At 75.6% G+C, this 22,615-nt stretch carries 22 protein-coding genes, 1 tRNA gene and 1 riboswitch; of the genes, 19 read left to right on the top strand and 4 right to left on the bottom strand.

From position 1 onward, the window contains the following. Positions 1-50 precede the first annotated feature (50 nt). Positions 51-1,445 carry a trypsin-like peptidase domain-containing protein gene (locus tag BLS67_RS10135; RefSeq protein ID WP_242653965.1) on the bottom strand — a complete coding sequence of 465 codons (1,395 nt, stop codon included), beginning with the start codon at positions 1,443-1,445 and terminating at the stop codon, positions 51-53. A 194-nt stretch (positions 1,446-1,639) separates the two neighbouring features. On the opposite strand from BLS67_RS10135, the gene BLS67_RS10130 reads away from it, so the two are divergent. The 3 genes from BLS67_RS10130 (at position 1,640) to BLS67_RS10120 (ending at position 2,445) form a co-directional block, all read left to right on the top strand. Beyond that, positions 1,640-2,059 carry a hypothetical protein gene (locus BLS67_RS10130; protein WP_091244115.1) on the top strand — a complete coding sequence of 140 codons (420 nt, stop codon included), beginning with the start codon at positions 1,640-1,642 and terminating at the stop codon, positions 2,057-2,059. An 18-nt stretch (positions 2,060-2,077) separates the two neighbouring features. Then, positions 2,078-2,152 (top strand) — tRNA-Thr (locus BLS67_RS10125). A gap of 86 nt (positions 2,153-2,238) precedes the next feature. Continuing rightward, positions 2,239-2,445: a dodecin gene (locus BLS67_RS10120; RefSeq protein WP_091244111.1), complete on the top strand. Its 207-nt coding sequence runs from the start codon at positions 2,239-2,241 to the stop codon at positions 2,443-2,445. 78 nt (positions 2,446-2,523) lie between these two features. On the opposite strand, the gene BLS67_RS10115 is transcribed toward BLS67_RS10120, so the two are convergent. Continuing rightward, positions 2,524-2,922: a DUF5313 family protein gene (locus tag BLS67_RS10115; protein WP_091244108.1), complete on the bottom strand. Its 399-nt coding sequence runs from the start codon at positions 2,920-2,922 to the stop codon at positions 2,524-2,526. A gap of 123 nt (positions 2,923-3,045) precedes the next feature. Here BLS67_RS10115 and BLS67_RS10110 point away from each other — a divergent pair, with 123 nt between their 5' ends. The 4 genes from BLS67_RS10110 to BLS67_RS10095 all read left to right on the top strand — a co-directional run bounded on the left by BLS67_RS10110 (position 3,046) and on the right by BLS67_RS10095 (position 5,303). Beyond that, complete coding sequence (locus BLS67_RS10110) at positions 3,046-3,807, top strand: DeoR/GlpR family DNA-binding transcription regulator (protein WP_091244105.1); 762 nt, start codon at positions 3,046-3,048, stop codon at positions 3,805-3,807. 69 nt (positions 3,808-3,876) lie between these two features. After that, positions 3,877-4,185 carry a PTS lactose transporter subunit IIB gene (locus tag BLS67_RS10105; RefSeq protein ID WP_091244102.1) on the top strand — a complete coding sequence of 103 codons (309 nt, stop codon included), beginning with the start codon at positions 3,877-3,879 and terminating at the stop codon, positions 4,183-4,185. A gap of 4 nt (positions 4,186-4,189) precedes the next feature. Further along, positions 4,190-4,636, top strand: coding sequence for a PTS mannitol transporter subunit IIA (locus tag BLS67_RS10100; protein ID WP_091244098.1), 447 nt, complete (start codon positions 4,190-4,192; stop codon positions 4,634-4,636). Positions 4,637-4,664: 28 nt separating this feature from the next. Continuing rightward, positions 4,665-5,303 (top strand): hypothetical protein, encoded by a 639-nt coding sequence (locus BLS67_RS10095; protein ID WP_091244095.1) that lies wholly within the window; start codon positions 4,665-4,667, stop codon positions 5,301-5,303. 1 nt (position 5,304) lies between these two features. Here the strand turns inward: BLS67_RS10095 and BLS67_RS10090 are convergent, their stop codons facing one another. Further along, positions 5,305-6,942, bottom strand: a complete 1,638-nt coding sequence (locus BLS67_RS10090) for a Na+/H+ antiporter (RefSeq protein WP_091244092.1) — start codon at positions 6,940-6,942, stop codon at positions 5,305-5,307. A 95-nt stretch (positions 6,943-7,037) separates the two neighbouring features. Between BLS67_RS10090 and rarD the strand changes: the two genes are divergently transcribed. The 5 genes from rarD (at position 7,038) to BLS67_RS10065 (ending at position 13,780) form a co-directional block, all read left to right on the top strand. Further along, positions 7,038-7,952, top strand: coding sequence for an EamA family transporter RarD (gene rarD / locus BLS67_RS10085; RefSeq protein WP_091244089.1), 915 nt, complete (start codon positions 7,038-7,040; stop codon positions 7,950-7,952). 43 nt (positions 7,953-7,995) lie between these two features. Beyond that, positions 7,996-8,352: a DUF3263 domain-containing protein gene (locus tag BLS67_RS10080; protein ID WP_091244086.1), complete on the top strand. Its 357-nt coding sequence runs from the start codon at positions 7,996-7,998 to the stop codon at positions 8,350-8,352. Between the two features lie 21 nt (positions 8,353-8,373). Then, positions 8,374-9,972: a LytR C-terminal domain-containing protein gene (locus BLS67_RS10075; protein ID WP_091244083.1), complete on the top strand. Its 1,599-nt coding sequence runs from the start codon at positions 8,374-8,376 to the stop codon at positions 9,970-9,972. A 98-nt stretch (positions 9,973-10,070) separates the two neighbouring features. Continuing rightward, on the top strand, positions 10,071-12,920 hold the full coding sequence (locus tag BLS67_RS10070; protein WP_242653964.1) for an alpha/beta fold hydrolase: 2,850 nt from the start codon (positions 10,071-10,073) through the stop codon (positions 12,918-12,920). Continuing rightward, positions 12,917-13,780, top strand: a complete 864-nt coding sequence (locus BLS67_RS10065; protein WP_091244077.1) for an ABC transporter permease — start codon at positions 12,917-12,919, stop codon at positions 13,778-13,780. Before BLS67_RS10070 ends, BLS67_RS10065 begins: the two co-directional genes overlap by 4 nt. On the opposite strand, the gene BLS67_RS10060 is transcribed toward BLS67_RS10065, so the two are convergent. Beyond that, entirely contained in the window at positions 13,770-14,594 is an 825-nt protein-coding gene (locus tag BLS67_RS10060) for an HAD family hydrolase (RefSeq protein ID WP_091244261.1), read from the bottom strand. The two genes, BLS67_RS10065 and BLS67_RS10060, sit on opposite strands and share 11 nt — an antisense overlap. A gap of 32 nt (positions 14,595-14,626) precedes the next feature. Next, positions 14,627-14,745, top strand: a riboswitch (SAM riboswitch). A gap of 12 nt (positions 14,746-14,757) precedes the next feature. Between BLS67_RS10060 and thrC the strand changes: the two genes are divergently transcribed. The 7 genes from thrC (at position 14,758) to wecB (ending at position 22,596) form a co-directional block, all read left to right on the top strand. Next, positions 14,758-16,035: a threonine synthase gene (thrC, locus tag BLS67_RS10055; RefSeq protein ID WP_091244074.1), complete on the top strand. Its 1,278-nt coding sequence runs from the start codon at positions 14,758-14,760 to the stop codon at positions 16,033-16,035. Between the two features lie 128 nt (positions 16,036-16,163). Further along, positions 16,164-17,123 carry a GAF domain-containing protein gene (locus BLS67_RS10050; RefSeq protein WP_091244071.1) on the top strand — a complete coding sequence of 320 codons (960 nt, stop codon included), beginning with the start codon at positions 16,164-16,166 and terminating at the stop codon, positions 17,121-17,123. Between the two features lie 92 nt (positions 17,124-17,215). Beyond that, positions 17,216-18,277, top strand: a complete 1,062-nt coding sequence (locus BLS67_RS10045) for a GAF domain-containing protein (RefSeq protein WP_131801714.1) — start codon at positions 17,216-17,218, stop codon at positions 18,275-18,277. Continuing rightward, positions 18,274-18,879, top strand: a complete 606-nt coding sequence (locus BLS67_RS10040) for an archaeosortase/exosortase family protein (protein WP_091244065.1) — start codon at positions 18,274-18,276, stop codon at positions 18,877-18,879. The genes BLS67_RS10045 and BLS67_RS10040 overlap by 4 nt, the downstream gene beginning before the upstream one ends. Beyond that, positions 18,876-20,642 carry a glycosyltransferase family 2 protein gene (locus BLS67_RS10035; protein WP_091244062.1) on the top strand — a complete coding sequence of 589 codons (1,767 nt, stop codon included), beginning with the start codon at positions 18,876-18,878 and terminating at the stop codon, positions 20,640-20,642. Before BLS67_RS10040 ends, BLS67_RS10035 begins: the two co-directional genes overlap by 4 nt. After that, on the top strand, positions 20,639-21,481 hold the full coding sequence (locus BLS67_RS10030; protein ID WP_091244059.1) for a choice-of-anchor P family protein: 843 nt from the start codon (positions 20,639-20,641) through the stop codon (positions 21,479-21,481). Before BLS67_RS10035 ends, BLS67_RS10030 begins: the two co-directional genes overlap by 4 nt. Then, on the top strand, positions 21,478-22,596 hold the full coding sequence (wecB, locus tag BLS67_RS10025; RefSeq protein ID WP_207500463.1) for a non-hydrolyzing UDP-N-acetylglucosamine 2-epimerase: 1,119 nt from the start codon (positions 21,478-21,480) through the stop codon (positions 22,594-22,596). Before BLS67_RS10030 ends, wecB begins: the two co-directional genes overlap by 4 nt. The last annotated feature ends 19 nt before the right edge of the window (positions 22,597-22,615 follow it).

Genomic DNA, 22,615 nt, shown 5'->3' with positions numbered 1-22,615 from the left:
GATCAGGTCACCTGATCACCGGGGGGCCGGCCGTCCCTCGTCGTCGTCCGTCAGCTGGAGGCGGTGCCCAGGGTGACGTCGACGGTGCTGGTGCTGCTCCCGCGGCGGACGGTCAGCGAGACCTCGTCCCCCGGGGAGGCGCTGCGCACCGCGGCGGTGAGCTCGGTGGACGTGGTGATCTCGCGGTCGCCGACCGCGGTGATCACATCGCCGACCTGCAGGCCGGCCTCCGCCGCCGGCCCGTCGGCGGCGACCTGGGCGACCTGGGCGCCCTCGCCGACCTCGGAGCCGCTCTGCGAGGCGGTCTGCGCGCTCACCCCGAGCAGCGCGTGGGTCGCGCTGCCGGTCTGGATGATCTGCTGGGCGACCCGCTGCGCGGTGTCCGAGGGGATCGCGAAGCCCACCCCGATGTTGCCGCTCTGCGACTCCTGCGAGCTCTGGCCGCTGGCCACCGTGGCGATCGCCGAGTTGATGCCGATGACCTCGCCGGCGGCGTTCACCAGGGCCCCGCCGGAATTGCCGGGGTTGATGGCAGCGTCGGTCTGGATGGCGTCGATGACGGTGGTGTTGGTGTCCGAGCCGGTGGCCACGGCGCGGTCCAGCGCGCTGACGATGCCGGTGGTGACGGTGTTGGACAGCCCCAGCGGTGCGCCGATGGCCACGGCCTGGTCACCCACCTGCACCTTGGTCGAGTCGGCGAAGGTGGCCGGGGTGAGGCCCGACGCGTCGCTGAGCTTGATCACGGCCAGGTCGGAGGTCGGGTCGGTGCCGACCACGGTCGCGTCGTAGAGCTTGCCGTCCGACGTCGTCACCTGGACCGTCGCCGAGGTGGTGCTGCTGTCGAGGGTGACCACGTGGTTGTTGGTGAGCACGTAGCCGTCGTCGGTGAGGACGACGCCGGACCCCGACCCGGAGCCCGACCCGTCGGCGACGTAGACGGTGACCACGCTGGGCTCCGCCTTGGCCGCGGCGGCCGTGGCCGACGTGGCGTTCTGCGGGTCGGTGATGACGACGTTCTGCGCGGCGGTGGCCGACGTGCTCGAGCTGGACGGGTTGCCCAGCAGGGTCACCACGCCGGCCCCGGCGCCGCCGCCGATGAGGGCGCCGGCGGCCAGCCCGGCCACCGCGATCCGCCAGCGACCCGTGCGTCGGGGCGCGGCCGGGGGCAGGGTGCCGGTCGGACCACCGGGGGTGAACAGCGGGGGCAGGCCACCGCCGTGCTGCGTGCCGCCGAAGGGACCACCGGCCGGGACGTCGAACACCGGCTGCTGGACGTGCTGGCCGGTCCACCCCTGGTGGGGTGGAACGGCCTGGGGCGCGGTCGGGTACCGGGGGGCGGCCGGCTGCTGGGGGCCCATGGCCGGGAAGTGCGGCTGCGCCGGCGCGCCCGGGTAGCGGTTGACGTGCTGTCCGTTCTCGTCGCCCGGACGGTGCTGCTCGGTCACTGTGGTTCCTCCCCACGACGCGAGGGCTTCTCCGCTCGCAGGGACCACCATCGGCGCCCCGCGTAGGTGGTGGCTGCACGTGGCCTGTGAGGTGTCTGGACGGCGGGGTCCGCCGGTGCGGCGCCGGCCAATCCGGACCCCCGGGTTGCTGCGAACCCCCGCTGCCCGTCCCGACCCGCGCCGAAGGGGTGCCTGTGCCCGAGCGCCCCGCCGCCGTCCTCTCCGTGGTCGCCATCGCGGTGCTCGCCGTCGTCGCGGCGACCGCCCTGGCCGGGTGGGCCGTGGTGTCGGTCGGGCTGGCCGTGGTCGGCGGCGCGGGTGTGGGGGCCGTGGCCGTGCGGGCGTGGCGGCGGCGCGCCGCGAGCAGTGCGGCGGCTCCCGTGCTCCCGCCGGTGACGACGCTGTCCACCGACCTGCTCGGCCGGGAGTGGCTGCGCACCTCGTCGGCGCTGGGCGGACCGCTCGCGGCCGCGACCCGTCAGGCGGTGGCCACCCGGCGGCAGGACACCCTCGACGAGCTCGAACGACGGGACCCCGCGGGGTTCGCCCGGTGGCTGGCCGACGACAGCCCGGTGAGCCGCAACCCGGCCGAGTTCGTGCACGGCCCCGGGTAACGTGCTCGCGGCACCTGCGCCCCGTTAGCTCAGTGGTAGAGCACCCGCCTTGTAAGCGGAAGGTCGTCCGTTCAATCCGGACACGGGGCTCCACCCGTCGGCCTGCGGAACCCCGGGCGCCGTGTGAGGGTCGGTCGGTGTCCCGGGGTCGGCCCGGGTCCGGGCCAGGGGAGACCAGCATGAGCGACCACGTGTACCGGCTGACCGAGGTCGTCGGCAGCAGCACGACCAGCGTCGACGACGCCATCCGGGCGGCGGTGTCCAAGGCGTCCGAGACGGTGCGCAACATCGAGTGGTTCCAGACCCAGGAGGTCCGCGGCCACGTCACCGACGGCGCCGTCGAGTACTTCCAGGTCACCGTCAAGATCGGCTTCCGCGTCGAATGAGGAAGGACCCGACCGCCCCCCGCAGCGCGCTCCGCGCGCCGCGGGACCCTGCGGTCGGGCCGTACGGGCTGCGCCCGCTCAGTCGTAGGAGCCGGCGCCGTCCTGGCGGTAGCGGGCGCCGCGCTCCACCGCGCGGCGCTCGGCGCGGGCCTCGCGGATCCGTCGCGTCGTGCCCGGCGGCCAGCCGGCCTTCACCGCCCGGTGCTCGCTGGTCTCGGTCATGTAGGCCGCGGAGAACAGCAGCCCGAGCAGCACCCCGCCGCCGCAGGCCGAGACCCGGTAGGCCAGCGGCACGGGGACGACGAGCAGCACGGCCACCAGCACCGGGGTCAGCTGGACCACGGCGCGGAGCAGGTGCCGGCGTGCCCAGCCGGGCCCGGTGGTGTCGGCCAGCACCCAGTCCTTGAACGCCGGCGGGAGTCCGCCGCCGAGGGCGTACCAGGTCCACTGCACCGGGTTGGGGCGTCGGTGGGCCATGGCACCCCTGACCATAGGCGGCTGACGGTCGGCTGTCCGCCACCTGCGGAAGCGCCGATCCGCCTTGACGGGGCCCGTTCGGGCCCGTATGCACGCCTGGAGCCGGTCGAGCAGGGGGAGCGCGTGTACGCGGAGGAACGCCAGGAGCACATCCTGCGGGCGGCCCGGGCCATCGGCCGGGTCGACGTCGGTGAGCTGGCCGTCGAGCTGGACGTCGCCCCCGAGACGATCCGCAAGGACCTCACCGCCCTCGAGCGGGTCGGCGTCCTGCGGCGCGTGCACGGCGGGGCCATCCCGGTCGAGCGGCTGGGCTTCGAGCCGCCGGTGGCCGCGCGCGACGTGGTGCTGACCGCCGAGAAGGAGCGCATCGCCAAGGCCGCGATCGCCGAGCTCCCCGAGGAGGGGGCGGTGCTGATCGACGCCGGCACCACCACTGCGCGGCTGGGCGACCTGATGCCCACCGACCGCGAGCTCACCGTGGTGACCAACGCGCTGTCGCTGGCCGGCCGGCTGGCCGCCTTCCCGAACCTCACCGTCCTGCTGCTGGGCGGCCGGGTGCGCAGCCGCACGCTGGCCTCGGTCGACCCGTGGGCGATGTCGGCCCTGTCGGGCATCTACGTGGACCTCGCGCTGCTGGCCACCAACGGGGTGTCGGTCGAGCGCGGCCTCACCACCCCCGACCCCGCCGAGGCGGCGGTGAAGACCGCCATGGTCGCCGCGGCCCGGCGGGTGGTGCTGCTGGCCGACCACACCAAGGTCGGCCGGGACCACTTCGCCCGGTTCGCCGAGCTCGACGCGGTCGACCTGCTGATCACCGACACCGGCCTCGACGAGCGCACGGCCGCCGAGCTGGCCGAGGCCGGGCCCCGGGTGCAGCGGGTCTGACCCCCCGGTCCCGCCGTCGAGGTGGGAAGCTGAGCCGGTCCTCGTCCCGACGTCCCCAGGAGCTCCACCGTGCCCAGCATCGAAGGCGCCCAGGTCCGCAAGCTCGTCATCGCGTGCGACGCGGGCATGGGCAGCAGCGTGCTCATGGCCAACCAGCTGAAGAAGCGGCTGCGGGACAACGGCGTGACCATCGAGCACAGCCCGATCGACGCCATCCCGGCCGACGCCGACCTGGTGCTCACCCACACCAAGCTGGCCGACCGCACCCGCGCGCACGCCGGCGACCGGCCGGTCGTGGCGTTCACCGACTTCATCGGCGACCCCGCGGTCGACGGCGTCGTGGCGGCCATCCACGGCGGCACGACCATCGACGGCTGACCCGGTGGCCGAGCTCGACGCCCTGCTGCACCCCAGCCGGATCCGGCTGGACGGCCGGGCCGCCGACCGCACCGAGGCCGTGCGGCAGGCCGGCGACCTGCTGGTCGCCGCCGGCGCCGTGACCCCGGCGTACGTGGCCAGCATGCTCGAGCGCGAGGAGTCGGTCTCGACCTACATGGGCGAGGGCGTGGCCATCCCGCACGGCACGAACTCCGGCAAGGAGGCGGTGCTGGCCGATGCGCTGACCGTCGTCCGGTACCCCGACGGCGTCGACTGGGGCAACGGCACGGCCCAGGTCGTCATCGGCATCGCCGCGGTCGGCGAGGGCCACCTGCCGGTCCTGGCCGCGCTGGCCGACGTCCTGGTCGACCCCGAGCGGGCCGCCCGGCTGCGGGCGGCGTCGTCGGTGGACGAGGTGCTGGAGCTGCTCACCGCCGTCGACGAGGACTGATCGCTCCCGGGGCTGGCACGATGCCCCGGTGCACCCGCAGAACCCGTACCCGCCGCCGCCCGGCCTCGTCGCCCCCCTCGGCCCGCCGCAGCGCGTCCCGGCCGGCGCCCGGACCACCGCGGTGGTCCTGCTGGGCGCAGCGCTGGTGGGCCTGTCGACCTTCGGGGGCTACGAGGTCGCGCGGAACGGCGGCGGCAGGTTGCAGGTCCTGCTGTGGTTCCTGCCGGCGATCGCCTGCCTGGTGGCGCTGACCACGCTGCTGCAGGACACCGTCTACTCGGTGCGCTCCGACGGGTGGGTGCTCGAGGGCACCGGCCTGCTGGGCCGGCAGGGCATCGACCTGACCCGGCTGATCTCGGTCACCTCGACCGCGACCGGCCGCGCGGTGCAGCTGGTGCTGCGGGACGACGTCGCGGGGGTCACGGTCGACGCCAACGGCCTGCGCAAGGCCGGGCCCGCGGTCCTCGACGTGGTGGGGCGGGCCGTGTGGGCCGGGCAGGAGCAGGGGCGCTACGTGGTGCCCCGGGCCGCCGCCGGGGTGTGGGGCATGCCCACCCGCCCCGATGCACCGGCCACCGGGCGGACCGGCACCGCGGGGAAGGCGCTGGCCGTCGTCGGGCTGCTGCTCGTGGGCACCGTCGTCGGGGTGGTCCTGGCGCTGGCGTGACTCAGAGCCGGCCGACCCACGAGTTGGCGGTCGCGGCCTCCTCGTAGTCCAGCTCCTGGAGCACGGCGCGCATCACCTCGTCGGCCAGGTGGCCCTTGTCGCGCTCCTCCATCAGCACCCGGCGCTGCACCTGGATGATCTCCTGCCGCACGCGGTGGAAGGTGCGGGCGCGCTTGCGGTCCCGGTCGGTCTCCTCGCTCTCCTCGGCGCGCATCGAGGCCGACATGGACCGGGCCCGGGCCAGCAGCGGCCCGCGGATCCGCTCGGCCACCGCGTGCGCCCGCTCGGCACCCACCCGTTCGGCCAGCTCCTGCTCGAGCTCGGCGACCCGTTCCAGCGCCGCCGCGGTGGCCCGCTCGGCCAGGTGCACCTCGGCGGCGGCGTCGCGACGGGCCTGGTCGGGGTCGGTGACACCCAGCACGCGGATCAGCCAGGGGAGGCTGAGGCCCTGCACCAGCAGCGTGCCGATGGTGACCACGTAGGCCAGCAGCTGCAGCACGTCGCGGTCGGGGAAGTCCTCGGGGACGGCGGCCGCCGCGGCCAGGGTCACCACGCCCCGCATGCCGGTCCAGGAGATGACGGCCTGCTGCCGCCAGCTGGGCCGGTGGGACCGCGACCGTCGGCGCCGCCAGGGCCGGGGCACGCGCCGCAGCGCCTCGACCAGGTACACGAACAGCGGCCGGACGACGACCGCCGTCACCAGCACGGCCAGCCCCGCCCCGGCCAGCGCCCAGTTCGACCGGGCGGAGGCCTCGGCCGACTCCGCGACGTAGCGCAGCTGCAGCCCGATGAGGGCGAAGACGACCGCCTGCAGCAGCAGGTCCAGCGACGACCACAGCGGGCGCTCCTGGAGGCGGCTGGCGTACCCGGCCTCGGGGGAGCGGTGCCCGAGGTAGAGACCGGCGGCCACCACCGCGAGCACCCCGGAGCCGGACAGCTCCTCGGCCAGCAGGTAGGCCCCGAACGGGACGACGACGCCCAGCACGGAGGTGACCACCGGGTCGGCGAGGCGGACCCGCACGAGGTGCACCGCCCAGCCGATGGCCAGGCCGAGGGCGACCCCGACGGTGACGGCCAACCCGAACGTGGCGGCGGCGTCGGAGGCGTCGAGCCCCAGCAGCACCCCGCCGGCGCCGAACACCGCGGCCAGGGCGACCTTGTAGAAGGTCAGCGAGGCGGCGTCGTTGATCAGGCTCTCGCCCGACAGCACGGTCATCACCGGCCGCGGGAGACCCAGCTGCCGACCGATGGCGGCCGCCGAGACGGCGTCGGGCGGCGCCACGACCGCACCCAGCACCAGCGCGGCCGGCAGGCTCAACCCGGGGACGACGGCGTGCGCCACCAGGGCCACCGCGACGGCCGTGACCACCACCAGCCCCACGCCCAGCTGCACGATCGGTCGGAGCAGGGCGCGGAGGTCGGCGTAGGAGACCTCGAGCGCGGCGGAGTACAGCAGGGGCGGCAGGACGACGGCCAGCAGCAGGTCGCCGTCGATGGCGAACTGCGGCACCCCGGGCACGAAGCTGGCGGCGAACCCGACCAGCACCAGGAGCAGCGGGGCCTGCCACCCGAGCCTGCGGGCCAGGGCGGTCACGCCCACGGCGCCGACGGCCAGGGCCAGCAGCGGTGCCACGTCCACGCGGTGGGGTCCTCTCGTCGAGCCGGTGTGCGGTCCCACCATGCCCGGGTCGGTCCGCCCGGGGACTGTCGGACCCCCGACCTAGTGTTCGGGTCATGAGCGAGCGGCGCACCGGGGTCCTCACGGGCCTGGCGGCCTACGGGCTGTGGGGGCTGTTCCCGTTGTACTTCCCGCTGCTCGAGCCGGCCGGCGGGGTCGAGATCGTCGCGCACCGCATCGTGTGGTCGCTGCTGTTCGTCGCGCTGCTGCTCACGGTGCTGCGCGGCTGGGCGGCGGTGCGCCGCGCGGCCGCCGATCGCCGCACCCTGCTGATCCTGGCCGGTGCCGCGGTGCTGATCACCGGCAACTGGCTGACCTTCGTCATCGCGGTCAACGCCGGCCACGTCGTCGAGACCTCGCTGGGCTACTTCATCAACCCGCTGGTCAGCGTGCTGCTGGGGGTCTGCTTCCTGGGCGAGCGGCTGCGGCGGCTGCAGTGGGTCGCCGTCGGCACCGCGGCGGTCGCGGTGGCCATCCTCACCGTCGAGTACGGCCGCCCGCCGTGGATCGCGATCCTGCTGGCCGGCACCTTCGCCACCTACGGGCTGCTGAAGAAGCTGGTCCGCGTCGACGCCGCCCCGGGGTTGTTCCTCGAGACCCTGCTGCTGGTCGGCCCCGCGCTGGTCGTGCTCGTCGTGCTGCAGGCCCGTGGTGGCGGGTCGCTGGGCGAGGCCGGTGCCGGCCACGTCCTGCTGCTGGCCAGCTCGGGCATCGCCACCGCCGTCCCGCTGCTGCTGTTCGCCGCTTCCACGCGGCGCATCCCGCTGTCCACCGTCGGGCTGCTGCAGTACGTCACCCCGCTGATGCAGCTGGCCATCGGCGTCTTCGTCAACGGCGAACCCATGCCGCCGGCCCGGTTGGCCGGGTTCGTGGTGGTCTGGGTCGCGTTGGCGATCTTCACCGTCGACAGCCTGCGGGCCACCCGGTCCAGCCGCCGTGCCCTCCCCGAACCCGCGCCGGCCGGCCTGTGAACGCCGCCCCCGTCCCGCCCGCCACCTGGAAGGTCGTCCCCCGATGAGCAGCGACGCCGCCCACGCCCCCCGCCCCGACGGGTCCGTCGAGCCGGCCCCCCGTCCCGGGGGGCCGGTCGAGACCACGCCGCAGGGCGACGCCGACCCCTCGGGGCTGCCGCGCCGTGAACGCGACGTGCTGGCCTTCGAGCGGCAGTGGTGGCGCTACGCCGGCGCCAAGGAGGCGGCGATCAAGGAGCAGTTCGGGCTCTCGGCGACCCGGTACTACCAGGTCCTGAACAGCGTCATCGACCGCCCCGAGGCGCTGGTCGTCGACCCGCTGCTGGTCCGGCGGCTGCGCCGCATGCGTGCGACCCGGCAGCGGCAGCGCTCGGCCAGGACCCTGGGCGTCGACCTCTGACGCCCACTAGGCTCGATCACCGTGGGGAGGCATGGAGTACCGGACGGTGAGCCGCCCTCGGCTCCCGACGAGCAGCCCACGACCGGCGCCTGGCCCGACGACGACGAGCTGACGACGCTGGGCCGGCGCACCCGGGCCGAACGCCGCCGCGACGGCCAGCTGCCGCGGGGCGAGGACCCCATGTCCGGGCGTGGCCCGGGGGCTCCCGGTGCCGACCAGCCCGCCGGTTCCCGGCCACCGGCCCAGGCCGGCCCGCGCACCTACGTCACCGGCATCCCGGCCGCTCCCGCCCCGCGGCCCGACGTCCCCCGGTCTGACATCCCCCGGTCTGATGCCTCCCGGACGGATGGCCCCCGGCGGGCGGCGCCGGCGCGGGACACCGCACCGCCGGTCAGCCGTGGGCCGGCCACCCCGCCGCCCCCGCCGCCCGCGCGCGGCCCCGGGGCACCCCCGCCGGTGCGCGGCCCCGGTACGCCCCCGCCCCCTGCCGACCGGGCCACCCGCGCACAGCCCACGCCGCCCCCGCCGACGCGGGGCCTGCCCACCCCGGTGCCGCCCCCCGCCGAGCAGGCACCGGCAGCCGGGGGCGAGGGCCCGCGCACGTCGGTGGACCCCCTGCCGGGCAGCCGCCCACCGGCCGCCCGGGCGCCCGAGACCTCCAGCCTGCCGGCCTGGGCGACCTCGCTGGGCCCGCCGACGCCGCCGCCGGGCACCGAGACCGCCCGCGAGACCGCGCCCGAGCCGGCTCCCTGGACCGGCCCCGAGCGCCGATCCGCCGACCGCCCCGAGGGCGTCCCCGCCACGGGGGACCGGCGCGGTGCGCGCACGCACTCGGTGCCCGAGCGGCCCCCGCTCCCCAGCCTGCCCCCGCCCGGTCCGGCGGCCGCGCCCGCACCGGGTCCCACGGCCGGCCCGGGTACCAGCCCAGGAGCGGCGGCCCCCGCGGGCCGGCGGTCACCCGAGCGCTCGACCGAGCCGGGCAGCGGCGAGACCGGGGTCATCGGCGGCCGGGCCGCCAGCCGGGCCGAGCGGCAGGCGGTCGACGTCGTGCGGCGCCGCGAGGAACGCCGGCAGGGCATCACCCCCATCCCGCCGCTGCCCGACGAGGGCCGGCGCGGATCCCGGGGCCTCGTGCTCGGGTTGGTGGCGGCCGTGGTCATCGCCCTGGTGCTGCTGGGGGTGTGGTCCTTCCAGCGCCCCGGCACCGAGGAGTCGGCCAGCAGCGCGCCGGCCACCACCTCGTCCGCCGCGCCGGCCTCCAGCAGCCAGGCGCCGGCCACCTCGGCGCCGGCCCCGACGTCCGCCGTGCCGACCGGCCCGGTCTTCGCGCCGGTCACGGTGCTGAACGCGACCACCGTGAACGGACTGGCCGGGGCCATCGGCGCGGCGCTGTCCGCAGGCGGCTGGGAGATCCGGGGCGAGGACTCCTACACGACCGGCGACGTCGCCGTGACCACCGTCTTCTACACCGCCGGCGACGTCCAGCAGCAGGCAGCCGCGGCCACCCTGCAGGCGCAGTTCCCCGACATCCTCGGCGGTCCCTCCGAGCGGTTCTTCGACGTCGCCGGCGAGCCCGACCCCGGCATCGTCGTCGTCGCCACCGGCAACTGGCAGCCCTGACCCGGCCCGTCCGGCACAGCTCGCGCACAGGTTGCGCGCCGGCGGAACACAGCCCGTCCGCCGTCCGTTCAGCTGCCGTGCGCCCCACCGCCGGGCTCGTGCGTCACCGCCCGCGCTCCGGCGCCCGCGCGGCGCTCGCTGCCCTCACCACCGCCCTGCTCAGCGCCGCCCTGCTGGCGGTGCCGCTCGCCGTCCCCTCGGCCAGCCCGGCTCGGGCCGCCGAGGACGTCACCACCGAGGACGCCACGGTGCCCTCGGGGAGCGGTGAGGACGCCGTCGAGCTCGACACCACCGTGTACGTGCCGGCCTCGGCCACGGGCGACGACCCGGCCCCCGCGGTGGTGCTGGCGCACGGCTTCGGCGGGAGCAAGCAGTCGGTGGCCGACGACGCCCGCGACCTCGCCGGCCGGGGCTACGTGGTGCTGACCTACTCGGCCCGCGGCTTCGGCTCGAGCACCGGGCAGATCGGCCTGGACGACCCCCGCTACGAGGTCGCCGACCTGTCCACGATGCTCGACCTCCTGGCGCAGCGCGACGACGTCCAGCTCGACGCCCCCGGCGACCCCCGGGTGGGCGTGGCGGGTGCCAGCTACGGCGGGGCCCTCTCGCTGCTCGGGGCGGCCTACGACGACCGGGTCGACGCCATCGCCCCCCAGATCACCTGGAACTCCCTGACCACCGCGCTCTTCCCGTCGCAGGCCGGCGCGGTCGACGGCGCCACGCCGGCGGTCACCCCCTCCACCGGCGACAGCGGGGTGTTCAAGCGGCTGTGGTCGGGGCTGTTCTTCGGGGCCGGGTCGGTGCCGACCGGCGACGGCCTGCTCGCCTCGCTCACCGGCGGCGCGACCACCGGCGGCGGCGCGGGCGTCCCCGACGTCGACCCCTCGACCCTGGACTCCGCCGCGGTCGAGCAGGCGTTGACCTGCGGCCGGTTCCGGGCCGACATCTGCGCGGCCTACCAGGTCGCGGCCGCCAGCGGCACGCTCACCCCGGACATCGCCGCCGTGCTCGACCGCTCCTCGCCGGCCGGCGTGCTCGACCGGATCACCGCGCCCACGCTGCTCGTGCAGGGCACCCAGGACTCCCTCTTCGGGCTCGGCCAGGCCGACGCCAACGCCCGCGGCATCGCGGCGAACGGCACCCCGGTGAAGGTCGTCTGGTACGACGGCGGCCACGACGCCAGCGCCTCCGAGGGCGACACCGCCGACCTCCGCGACCTGGTCGCCGGCTGGTTCGACTTCCACCTCCGCGGCGACGGCACCGACCCCGGCACGGGCTTCACCTTCCCGGTGCCCACCGGTGTGGGGGCGGCGGTCGGCAGCGTGCAGGGCGGCAGCCGCACCGAGACGGCCACCGACTACCCGGGCCTGGCCGGTGACGAGGTGCAGCGGACCGACGTCCCGCTGTCGGGTACGACCTTCCCGGTCGTCACACCACCGGGCGGCAACCCGGCGGCCATCACGACGGTGCCCGGCCTCGGCGCGGTCACCGCCGCCCTGGGCGGGACGACGGTCGAGATCCCGGGCCAGTTCGCGGCCTTCGACTCCGAGCCCCTGACCGACGCGGTCGACGTGGTGGGTGCCTCGACGGTCACCCTCGCGGTCTCCTCGCCGACCGGGACCGCGACGCTGTTCGCCAAGCTCTACGACGTCTCGGCCGACGGCAGCCAGACCCTGCCCTCGGGGCTCGTGGCGCCGTTGGCGCTGACCGGGCTGTCGACCGACCCGACCGCGCCCACCGAGGTCGAGGTCACGCTGCCCGGCATCGTGCACCGGTTCGAGACCGGCCACACGATGCGGGTGCTGGTCTCCTCCACCGACCAGGCCTTCGCCGCCCCGGCCGAGTCCGGCGTCTACGCCGTGGGCCTGGCCGACGGCGCCGTGCTGGCCGCGCCGGACGTCGACGGCACGGTCACCAGCACCTCCGGGGCGACCCGCTGGTGGGTGCTGCTGGGGGTGCTGGCCGCCCTCGGCGTGGCCGGGGTGGTCGTCGCGAAGCTCTGGGGCGCCCGGCGTCGACGGCAGCTGTCGGTCGTCGAGCCCGACGGCGAGGACGTACCGCTGCGGTTCACCGGTGTCACCAAGAGCTACAAGGACGGCTTCACCGCCGTCCGCGACCTGTCCTTCGAGGTCCGGCGCGGCCAGGTGCTCGGGCTGCTGGGCCCCAACGGCGCGGGCAAGACCACCTCGCTGCGCATGCTGATGGGCCTGATCCGGCCGAGCGAGGGCACCATCTCGGTCTTCGGCCACCCGGCCACCGCGGGCGCCCCGGTGCTGTCCCGGCTGGGGTCCTTCGTCGAGGGCACCGGCCTGCAGCCGCACCTGTCCGGCCGGGACAACCTCGAGCTGTACTGGGCGGCCACGGGGCGGCCCCTCGAGGACGCCCACCTCGACGAGGCGGTCGAGATCGCCGGCCTCGGGACGGCGCTGGACAAGCGGGTGCGCTCCTACTCCCAGGGCATGCGGCAGCGGGTGGCGATCGCCCAGGCCATGCTCGGGCTGCCCGACCTCCTGGTGCTCGACGAGCCGACCAACGGGCTGGACCCGCCGCAGATCCACGCGATGCGGCAGGTGCTGCACGACTACGCGGCCACCGGCCGCACGGTCATCGTCTCCAGCCACCTGCTGGCCGAGATCGAGCAGACCTGCTCGCACGTGGTCGTGATGGCCAAGGGCCAGAAGGTCGCCGAGGGCACGGTCGAGGAGATCATCGGCACCGGGGGAGCGGTGCTGCTGGTCGTCCAGGGCGACCCCGAGCGCGCCGCCGAGGTGCTCACCGGCCTCGGTGCGACCGTCGAGCGGGCCGACGAGGGCCTGGTGGTCGAGCTGGGTGACCTGTCCCGGGCGGAGGCCGTCGCGGCGCTGGTCGAGGCCGGTGTCGGCGTCGACCAGATCAGCCCGCGTCGTCGGCTCGAGGACGCGTTCCTGTCGCTGGTGGGGGAGTCATGAGCACGGTGCAGTCGACCGGCGCGGTCGCCGGGTACCGGCCCGAGCGCACGCTCCGGCTGTCGGTGGAGCTGCGCCGGCAGTTCAAGCGGCGGCGCACGATCGGCGTCTTCGCGCTGATGGTCGCGCTGCCGCTGGTGCTCATCGCGGCCCTGCAGCTGGGTGCCTCGGAGGACGCGCAGGCCAACAGCCGGCTCAACCTGGTCGACGTCGCGACGGCGTCCGGGTTGAACTTCACCCTGTTCGTGCTGTTCGCCACGACCTCGTTCTTCCTGGTGGTGGTCTACGCGCTGTTCTTCGGCGACACGGTGGCCAGCGAGGCACAGTGGGGGTCGTTGCGGTACGCGCTGGCCACCCCGGTGCCCCGCATGCGGCTGCTCCGGCAGAAGTGGCTGGCCGCGCTGGTGACCAGCGTGGCCGCCCTGGTCACCGTCACCGTGGTCGCCCTCGTCGCCGGCGGGATCGCCTTCGGGTTCGGGGACATCCGCACCCCGATCGGGATCAGCATCGCCCAGGGCGACGGGCTGCTGCGGCTGGCCGGCATCGTCGGCTACCTCGCCGTCCACCTGCTGGTCGTCGGCACGCTGGCGTTCTGGCTGTCCACGATCACCGACGCGCCGCTGGCCGCCGTCGGCGGGTCGGTGTTCACGATGTTCGTCTTCGCGATCCTCGACCAGGTCGAGCAGCTGGGCAGCATCCGTGACTACTTCCCGACCGCGGAGGAGTTCGCCTGGACCGACCTGCTGCAGACCCCGGTCGACAGCGGCGACCTGTACCGCGGGGTCATCCAGTCGCTGCTCTACGCGGCGGTCTTCACCGCGCTGGCCTTCCGCCACTTCGCCCGCCGCGACGTCACGAGCTGAGGGACTCCCGCACGGCCTGCGCCCAGCCCAGGCCCATCGCGCCGTCCGTCGCGGTCGTGTTCGGCAGGGTGGCCATCGCCTGGGCCATGCCGGGGACGGCGGCGCCGTTGGCGGTGACGAACAACCGCCCGACGGCGGGGGCCATCTCCAGGTCGCTGACCGAGTCGCCGATCGCCACGGCGTCGGCGGGGTCCAGGCCGCGGCGGGCGAGGTCCCAGGCGATGGCGTGGCCCTTGCCGATGCCGCGCGGCATCAGGTGGTAGACGTGCGGGTCGCCCTCGACCGCCAGGGTCACCCGTGACGTGCGCGGCACCCGGCCGTTGTCCTTGAGGGTCAGCCACCCCCACCCGCGGTCGGCCAGCCAGGCGTCGACCTCGGCGGTGTCGACCCGCCCGCGCAGCATCGCGTCGCCGGTGTGCGTGGCCGACCACGGCGCGTGCCACTCCAGCCGGCCGGGCCGGGCCGCGAGCAGCGCGTCGACCACGCCGAGGTCGGCCATGACCTCCACCGGGCCGCGTCCGGCGAACTCCGCGGGCAGGTCACCGGTCAGCAGGTGGGTCTCCCGTCCGCCGGCCCAGCTGACCAGGGAGCCCAGCTCCGCGATGTGGCCGTCGACGGCGAAGACACGCCCGGCCTCCTGCAGCTGCGCGTGGGTGCGCCCGGAGACCAGCACCAGGGGGACGCCGGCGGCGTGCAGCTCCAGCAGCGCCGTCCAGGGCCGGTCGGTGAGCTCCCCGGCGGCGGTGTGAACGAACGACCCGCGCGGGCCGACCATCGTGCCGTCGAGGTCGGTGTAGACGATTGCTGCGGGCACGGCGTCCATCCTGCAGTAGGGTCCAGGCGTTCCACTCATCCAGAGGGGCAGAGGGACACGGCCCGACGAAGCCCCGGCAACCACTGCGCGAGCAGCAGGTGCCCCATCCGTCCTGCGCGGGTCGACGACCCCGGCGCAGGGAAGATGAGGAGGTAGTCGTCGCATGACCCTGACCGCACCCGCCCCCACCGGCATCCCGGCCAACCCCGCGCGTGGCCTGGTGTGCCGCAACTGCGGCGCCACGTTCGGGCTGATCGCCGAGCACGCCTGCGCCGAGTGCTTCGGCCCGCTCGAGGTCGACTACGACCCCGAGCTCATGCGCGCGGTCACCCGTGAGCAGATCGAGGCCGGCCCGCACAACATCTGGCGGTACGCCCCGCTGCTGCCCACCGGCCAGGACCCCGCCAGCCGGGTCAGCCTCGACCCGGGCATGACCCCGCTGGTCCGCGCGCAGCGGCTGGGCGACGAGCTCGGCTTCACCGCGCCGCTGTGGGTCAAGGACGACTCGGCGAACCCCACGCACTCCTTCAAGGACCGCGTGGTCAGCCTGGCCGCCACCGCGGCCAAGGGCTTCGGCTACGCGAAGATCGCCTGCGCCTCCACCGGCAACCTGGCCAACTCGGTCGCCGCGCACGCCGCCCGCAACGGCATCCCCTCGTACGTCTTCGTGCCCAGCGACCTCGAGCCGGGCAAGATCGTGCAGTCGGCGGTGTACGGCCAGGCGCTGATCGCCGTCGACGGCTCCTACGACGACGTCAACCGGCTGACCAGCGAGCTGGCCGAGACCGACGAGTTCGAGGACGCCGCCTTCGTCAACCAGAACGTGCGCCCCTACTACGCCGAGGGCTCCAAGACCGTCGGCTACGAGATCGCCGAGCAGCTGGGCTGGCGCATCCCGGCCCAGGTGGTCATCCCCATGGCGTCGGGGTCGCTGCTGACCAAGGTCGACAAGGCCTGGAAGGAGCTGGTGGCCGCCGGCATCGTCGCGGACACCCCCTGGAAGGTCTTCGGCGCCCAGTCGGCCGGCTGCGACCCGATCGCCACGGCCTTCGACAACGGCTGGGACGTCGTCAAGCCGGTCAAGCCCACCGGCATCGCGAAGTCGCTGAACATCGGCAACCCCGCCGACGGCCCCTACGCCCTCGACGCCATCCGCCGCACCGGTGGCTCGGTCGGCCGGGTCGGGGACGACGAGATCGTGGCCGGCATCCGCGACCTGGCCCGCACCACGGGCGTGTTCGCCGAGACCGCCGGCGGGGTGACCACGGCCGTGCTCCGGCAGCTCGTGGAGCGCGGCCTGCTCGACCCGGCGCAGGAGACCGTGGTGCTCAACACCGGTGAGGGCCTCAAGACCCTCGACCCGCTCGCGCCGGTCGTCGGGCCCACCCACCGGGTGCAGCCGTCGCTGCGCTCCCTGCGCGAGGCCGGCCTGATCGCCTGAGGTGACCGACCCGGCCGGCCTCCCCCCGACGGGGGACGCCGGCCGGAGCGCTCAAGGTTCCACCCCGCACGACGATGTAGAACGTATTCGTCCGGAACAGATCCGGACGCATCGCCGCGGGAGGGTCCATGAGCATGTTCGGCTGGTCCGGGGGCGCCGCGGCGGCGGTGCCGCCCGGGCGCGGCTCCGACCTGGGATCGGTCTTCGCGGCGTCGGCCGCGACGGCCGTGGCGGAGCTGAGCGCCACCGAGACCTTCGACGGGTTCGCCGTCGCCCGGATGACCGACCGGTCCTGGACCGGGCTCGCCGCCCGGTCCGGCGCGCTGCCCGACGTCACCGGGCTGTCCTTCCCGGTGGGCCAGAGCGCCTGCCACCACCTGCTGGTCGACCGGCTGCCGGTGCTGGCCCGCGACCTGCGGCGGCACCGCAACCCCGTGCTGCGGACGATGGCCCGCGAGCACGGCGTGACGAGCTACGTGGGTGCGCCCCTCCGGCGGGCGGACGGCCGGCTGCTCGGCAGCGTGTGCGGCTACACCGTCGACCGGTGGGCCGGGTCCGACCCGGGCGGGCTCGCCGGCCGGGTCGGCGACGCGGCCGACGCGCTGGGGCGGCAGCTGTCCGCGGCCCTGGACGCCGTCGCCGACGACCGCCGGGCCGCCTACGACCGGGCCCTCGCCAGCCGGGACGACGTCACCGGCCTGCCCGACCGCCGCGGCTGGGGTCTGCTGCTGCAGGACGAGGACGACCGCGCGCGGCACCTGGCGGAGGACCTCTCGGTCGTCGTGCTCGACGTGGGGCTGGTGCGCTCGGTCCGCGGTGTGCGACGCGCCGCCCACGTGCTGCGCGACGAGCTCGGCGACGTCTCGCTCAGCCGGCTCGGCAACCGGCAGTTCGGCGTCGTCGGCGGGGACCTGGCGCAGCTGGACCCCGCGGCCACGGCGACCCGGGCGCAGGACGCGCTGCGGGCTGCGGGCTACGCCGCGACCAGCGGGTGGGCGGTCCGCGAGCCGCTGGAGAGCGTCGTCAGCACCTGGTGGCGCGCGGAGGACGCGTTGGTGCGCGTGCGGTCGGGGTCGGCCGCCGGCTGACCAGGTGCCAGGTCCCCGGACTCCTGCCGATAGGGAGATCGTAGATCCGGAACGAAAGCATGCGAGAACAGAGGTGAGTGGCGGTGCGCCAGATGGAGTCTCAGGCCCCGGCCGCCCGTGGGTGGGTCGACGAGCTGGTCATCGCCCCGTCGGTGCAGGTGCTCGACACCCGCACGGCCGGACCGTCGCTGCCCGCCGTCGGGTCCGTCTGGTCCCGGGGCACGCTGCCCGGAGCCGACGCGGCCCTGGCGCTGCTGGGCAGCCTGGGAGGTGTGGACGCCTGGGCCGTCACCCGGATCACCGAGGACACCTGGACCGGTCTCGCGGTCCAGACCACCCCGCAGGCCGCTGATCCCGCGTCGCGGTGGACCCGTACCCGGGCCGCCCAGTACGAGGTCGGCACCCCCATCTCGCGGGACCGGTCGCTGTGCCACCACCTGCTGGCCGGCCCGCAGCCGATCACGGTCTCCGACCTGCGCCGCAGCCCCGAGCCCGACCTGCGCCGGATCGCCGACGGCTGGGGCCTGCACGGCTACCTCGGCATCGCGCTGATGTCCCCCGACGGACGCCAGCTGGGTTCGCTCGCCGGTCTCAGCGCCTCCCCGGTGGACCCCGGCGACCGGGACTGGTCGCAGCTGCTGGCCGTGCAGGCCACCGCGCTGCAGGCCTCCCTCAGCGCCGACATCGCGGCCCTGGACGGCAAGCGCCGGGACAGCTTCGAGCGCAGCCTCGAGAGCCACGACGACGTCACGCGGCTCCCCAACCGCCGGGGCTGGGCCGCTCTGCTCGCCACCGAGGAGAAGCTGGCCACCCCGGTCGGTGACCCGGTCGGGCTGGCGCTGGTGGACCTCGGCGTCGTCCGCACGGTCCGCTCGCTGCGCCGGGCGGTGTCGGTGGCCCGCGAGGCCGCCGGCGACGTCCAGTTCGCCCGGGTCGGTCCCCGGCAGCTCGGCATCCTGGCCGGGGGGCACCAGACCTCGCAGGTCGCCCGGGTGTCCAACCTGGTGCAGGCCCGCCTCGAGGGGGCCGGCTTCAGGACGGCGACCGCGCACACCATGCGTTCGGGCGTCGAGCCGCTGGCCACCACCTGGGCGCGGGCGGAGAACGCGTTGGTCCTGGCGCGCCGGGAGCAGGCGCTGGGTCGGGGCCGGTGACCGCGGGCGGGGCCGATGCCCTCCTGCTGGCCGCCGACACCGACCGCACCTCCGACGTCGGCCTCGTCCGTCCCGGCATGGTCGTCGGCGGTGTGCTGACGGTGCTGGCGATGGTGGTCTTCTCCACGCGGCTGCAGGACCTCGAGGCCGCCGCGGCGGTCCCCGGGGCCCGGCTGATCGGCCTGGAGGACGCCCGGCAGGTCGGCCGCTCGGTGCTGTTCACCGTGGACGGGCAGCCCACCGGCATCGACATCACCGTCGGCTGCACCGCGGCGTTCCTGCTGCTGCCCTTCGTCGTGGCGACCACCGTGCTGCTCGCGGTCCGCCGGATCCCGGCCGTGCGCGCGTTCTCCTCCCTGGCGGTCGCCGTCGTCGTGATCCTGGCCGTCAACCAGGCCCGGATGCTGGCGATCACCGCCGGCATGTCCGTCTGGGGCCCCGAGGTCGGCTACGCCCGCACCCACGTGCTGGTGGGCACGGCGGTCAGCACGCTGGGCGTGGTGCTGGCCGGCACCTGCTACCTGGTGGTGCTGCTGCGCGGTACGTACCCCTCGCCGGCGCTGTCGCCGTGGGACGTCGAGGCCGACCGGGCGCCGCGGTGAACGAGGACAACATCGCCCTGGCCGCCCTCAACACCACGGCGTTCATGCTCTGCGTGAGCTTCCTGCTCTACATCGTGTTCATCATGCGGCCCTTCCTGGCCCGCGCGGACAGCGTGCCCGGCAGCCGGCAGGGCTACGACCTGCACTTCGTCGTCCCCTGCCTGGACGAGGAGCTGGTCGTCGGCGGGACCGTGCGGCACCTGCTGGGCACCTTCCCCGAGGCCACCGTCTGGGTCGTCGACGACGCGTCCACCGACCTCACCCCCGACATCCTCGACGACCTGCAGGACCAGTTCCCGGAGCTGCGGGTGATCACCCGCCTGCTGCCCGACGCCCAGCGGGGCAAGGGCGAGGCGCTGAACGCGGCCTGGCGGGCCATCGACGAGTCGCTGCCGGCCGGCGCGGACCGGCACCGGGTGCTGGTCGGCGTCCTGGACGCCGACTCCCGCCTCGAGCGGCTGGGCCCCGACGTGATCTGCGGCTACCTGGTCGACCCGCGGGTCGCCGCGGTGCAGGTGCAGGTGCGCGTCACCGACGACATCGACGGCCTGGCCGCCGCGGACCTGGACATGCTGGTCGACCCGGACGACGACCTGGTCGTCCGGAAGGACTCCTGGCTCGTGCAGCTGCAGGACCTGGAGTTCACCGGCCCGATCGCGGCGATGCAGAGCCTGCGCCGGCGGACCGGCAGCGTGGGCATGGGCGGCAACGGCCAGTTCACCCGGATGGCGGCCCTGGACCGGATCGCCGACGAGTTCGGCACCCCGTGGCACGGGGCGCTGCTGGAGGACTTCGAGCTGGGCCTGCACGTGCTGCTGACCGGCGGGCGCACCGAGTACTGCGACGAGACCTTCGTCGCCCAGACCGGACTGCCCCGGATCCGGCCGCTGCTCCGCCAGCGCAGCCGCTGGGCGCAGGGCGGCATGCAGTGCCTGCGCTACCTCTGGCGGATCATCTGCTCCCCGCAGGTCAGCCTGCCCGGAGCCCTGGAGATCGCCTACTACCTGTGGGTCCCGTGGTCGCAGCTGCTGGGCTCGGTCGTGTTCCCCGCGGCCATGGCCGTGCAGGTCTACTACATGACCCACACCGGTGACGGCGTCGGCTCGTGGTGGTCGGACGGCGCCTGGGGGCTGGTGCCCCTGGCCGCGCTGTTCGGCGTCCTGCCGCACGTGGTCTGGGGTCCGGTCTACCGCTCGCGCAGCGGTGGGTCGGTCAGCCGCCGCCGGGCGGTGGCCCTGGGCCTGCTCAACGTCGCCTACGCCTACCTCCTGCAGGCGGCGGTGTGGTGGGCGTTCACCCGCATCCTGCGCGGTCGGCGGGACTGGAAGAAGACCGCCCGCTCCGAGTCGGGCGGCCCTCCCCGCCCGGGCCCGCCGGCGCCGGGTCGTGCGGTGCCGCGGGCCGAGGGGTCCGTCTTCGCCGCGCTGCCGCCGGGGCCGGCGTGGGCCGAGGGGCAGTTCGCCCCCGCGGAGGCCGCCACCGGCCGGCTGCTGCTCGAGGACCCGCCGACGGCGGCCCAGCCCGCCGTGCCGGGCGGGTCGCGCCGACCGGCCGTCCGGCCGGCCGCACCGCGGTCGACCCGGCACACCCCGACCCCGAACCCGACCACCCCGCCCAGCCCGACCCCGAGCACGCCGTCCCCGGCCGCCGACCCCGGCGGTCCGCGGACCGAGCGCATCCCGCCCGTGCTCACCGCCCGCCCCGACCGGCCGACCCCGCCCCGCGGCCGCCCGTCGCCCACCGACCGGAGAACCGACTCGTGACATCGCTCCACCGCCGCCGCGCGGGCGTGCTCGCCGCCGCGACCACGGCCCTGGTGGTCCTCTGCGCCGGCCCGGCCGCCGCGGACACCTCCGCCGCCTCGGCGACGGCGGCCTCGCTCGTGCTGGCCAACGGCAGCGCGGCGTCCTCCGGCTCCTTCTCGGCCTCCCACGACGGCCAGACGGGGACGACGACCGGCAACAGCGCGCCGGCGCTGTCCGTGCTGGGGTCGCAGACGCTGATCACCTCCGGCGCGCTGGTGCAGAAGGCGGTCGCCCTGGCCGACGGCACCTCCGCGGCGTGCGCCGCCCTGGTCGGGTCCGGCGGCGGGGTGAGCATCGGCAGCGACGGCACCTGCACGGTGACCCCGGGCACCGGCGGGGTGTCGGTCCGGCTGGTCGGCGGGCTGACCCCGGTCGACGTGCTGGCCGACTCGATCTCCTCGCGGTGCACGGCGACCTCGGCCGGGGTGACCACGGCCGGCTCGTCGCTGGCCAACGCCCGGGTGTCCACGGCGGTCGCCATCGGCCTGCCCAGCAGCCCGGCACCCGGGACGAGCGTGTCCGTGCCGGGCGTCGCGACGCTGCTGCTCGGCGGCCAGACCCAGCCGCAGGGCGCCGGCAGCGTGCGGGTCAGCGCCCTCTACGTCTCGTTGCTCACCGGCACCGTCCGGGTCGACGTCGCCTCCTCGACCTGCGGCCTGAACGTGGCCACCGTGCCCGTGCCGGCCTTGCCGCTGTCCGGCTGGACCCTCGTGTCCGCGGCCGTGCTGGGCGTCTGGGGCTACCTCGTCGCGCGCGTCGTGCGCCGGCGGACCCGCGGCGTGGTGCCGGCCCGGTGACCCCGCGGGTCGCCGTGGTGATGGGCACCCGGCCGGAGATCATCAAGCTGGCCCCCGTGGTGGCCGCCCTCGGCCCGGCGGCCCACCCCCTGGCCACCGGCCAGCACTGGGACGCCGACCTCACCGACGTCTTCTTCGCCGGGGTCGGCATGGCCCCGCCTCCGCAGCCGCTGGTCGGCGTCGGGGGTCGGGACCGCGCCGACCAGGTGGCGACGATGCTCACGGGGTTGACCGCGGTCTTCCGCGCCGACCGCCCGGACGCCGTCGTCGTCCAGGGCGACACCAACTCGGCCAACGCCGGCGCGCAGGCCGCCCACCACCTGGGCATCCCGGTGGTGCACGTCGAGGCGGGCCTGCGCTCGTTCGACCGGGCCATGCCCGAGGAGGTCAACCGGCTGGTGATCGGGGCGGTCGCCGACGTGCACTGCGCGGCGACCACGGGCAACGCCGAGCACCTGCTGCGGGCCGGCACCCCCGCCGACGCCGTGCACGTCACCGGCAACACCATCGTGGAGGCCACCCGCCGGGCGCTGCCCGGGCCGGTGCAGCGTGCCGCGGTGCAGGCCGCCCACGGCGTCGTCGAGGGCGGCTACGTGCTGGCCACGGTGCACCGGCCGGAGAACACCGACGACCCCGCGCGGCTGCGTGCCCTGCTGGGTGCGCTGGGCGACCTCGGGTTGCCGGTGCTGCTGCCGCTGCACCCCCGCACCCGTTCCGCGGTGGTCTCGGGCGGGTGCCCGGTGCCGCCCGCCGTGCGGTTGGGCGGCCCGGTCGACCACGCGACGTTCCTGGCGCTGGCGGCCGGCGCCCGGCTGCTGGTGTCGGACTCCGGCGGCGTGCAGGAGGAGGTCACCGTGCTGGGCAAGCCGCTGGTCGTCGTCCGCCGGAGCACGGAGCGCCCCGAGTCGGTGGACGCCGGGTTCGCCGTCCTCGCCGACGCCGGCGGCGTGGCCACGGCCGCGCGGTGGCTGCTGCGACCGGGCTGGCCCGAGGAGCTGGCCCGCACGGCGAGCCCGTTCGGCGACGGCCGGGCCGCCGAGCGGATCGCGGCGCTCACCCTCGCCGCAGCGCACCGCGCCGTGCCGGCCGCCCTGCCGGTCGCCGTCGCGGTCTGAGGCCTCGACCAAGCTGGCG

Source organism: Klenkia soli, from assembly GCF_900103975.1.
GTDB classification, from domain to species: domain Bacteria; phylum Actinomycetota; class Actinomycetes; order Mycobacteriales; family Geodermatophilaceae; genus Klenkia; species Klenkia soli.
The sequence above is the reverse complement of the archived record's forward strand: the minus strand, read 5'-3'. Positions and strand labels throughout refer to the sequence as shown.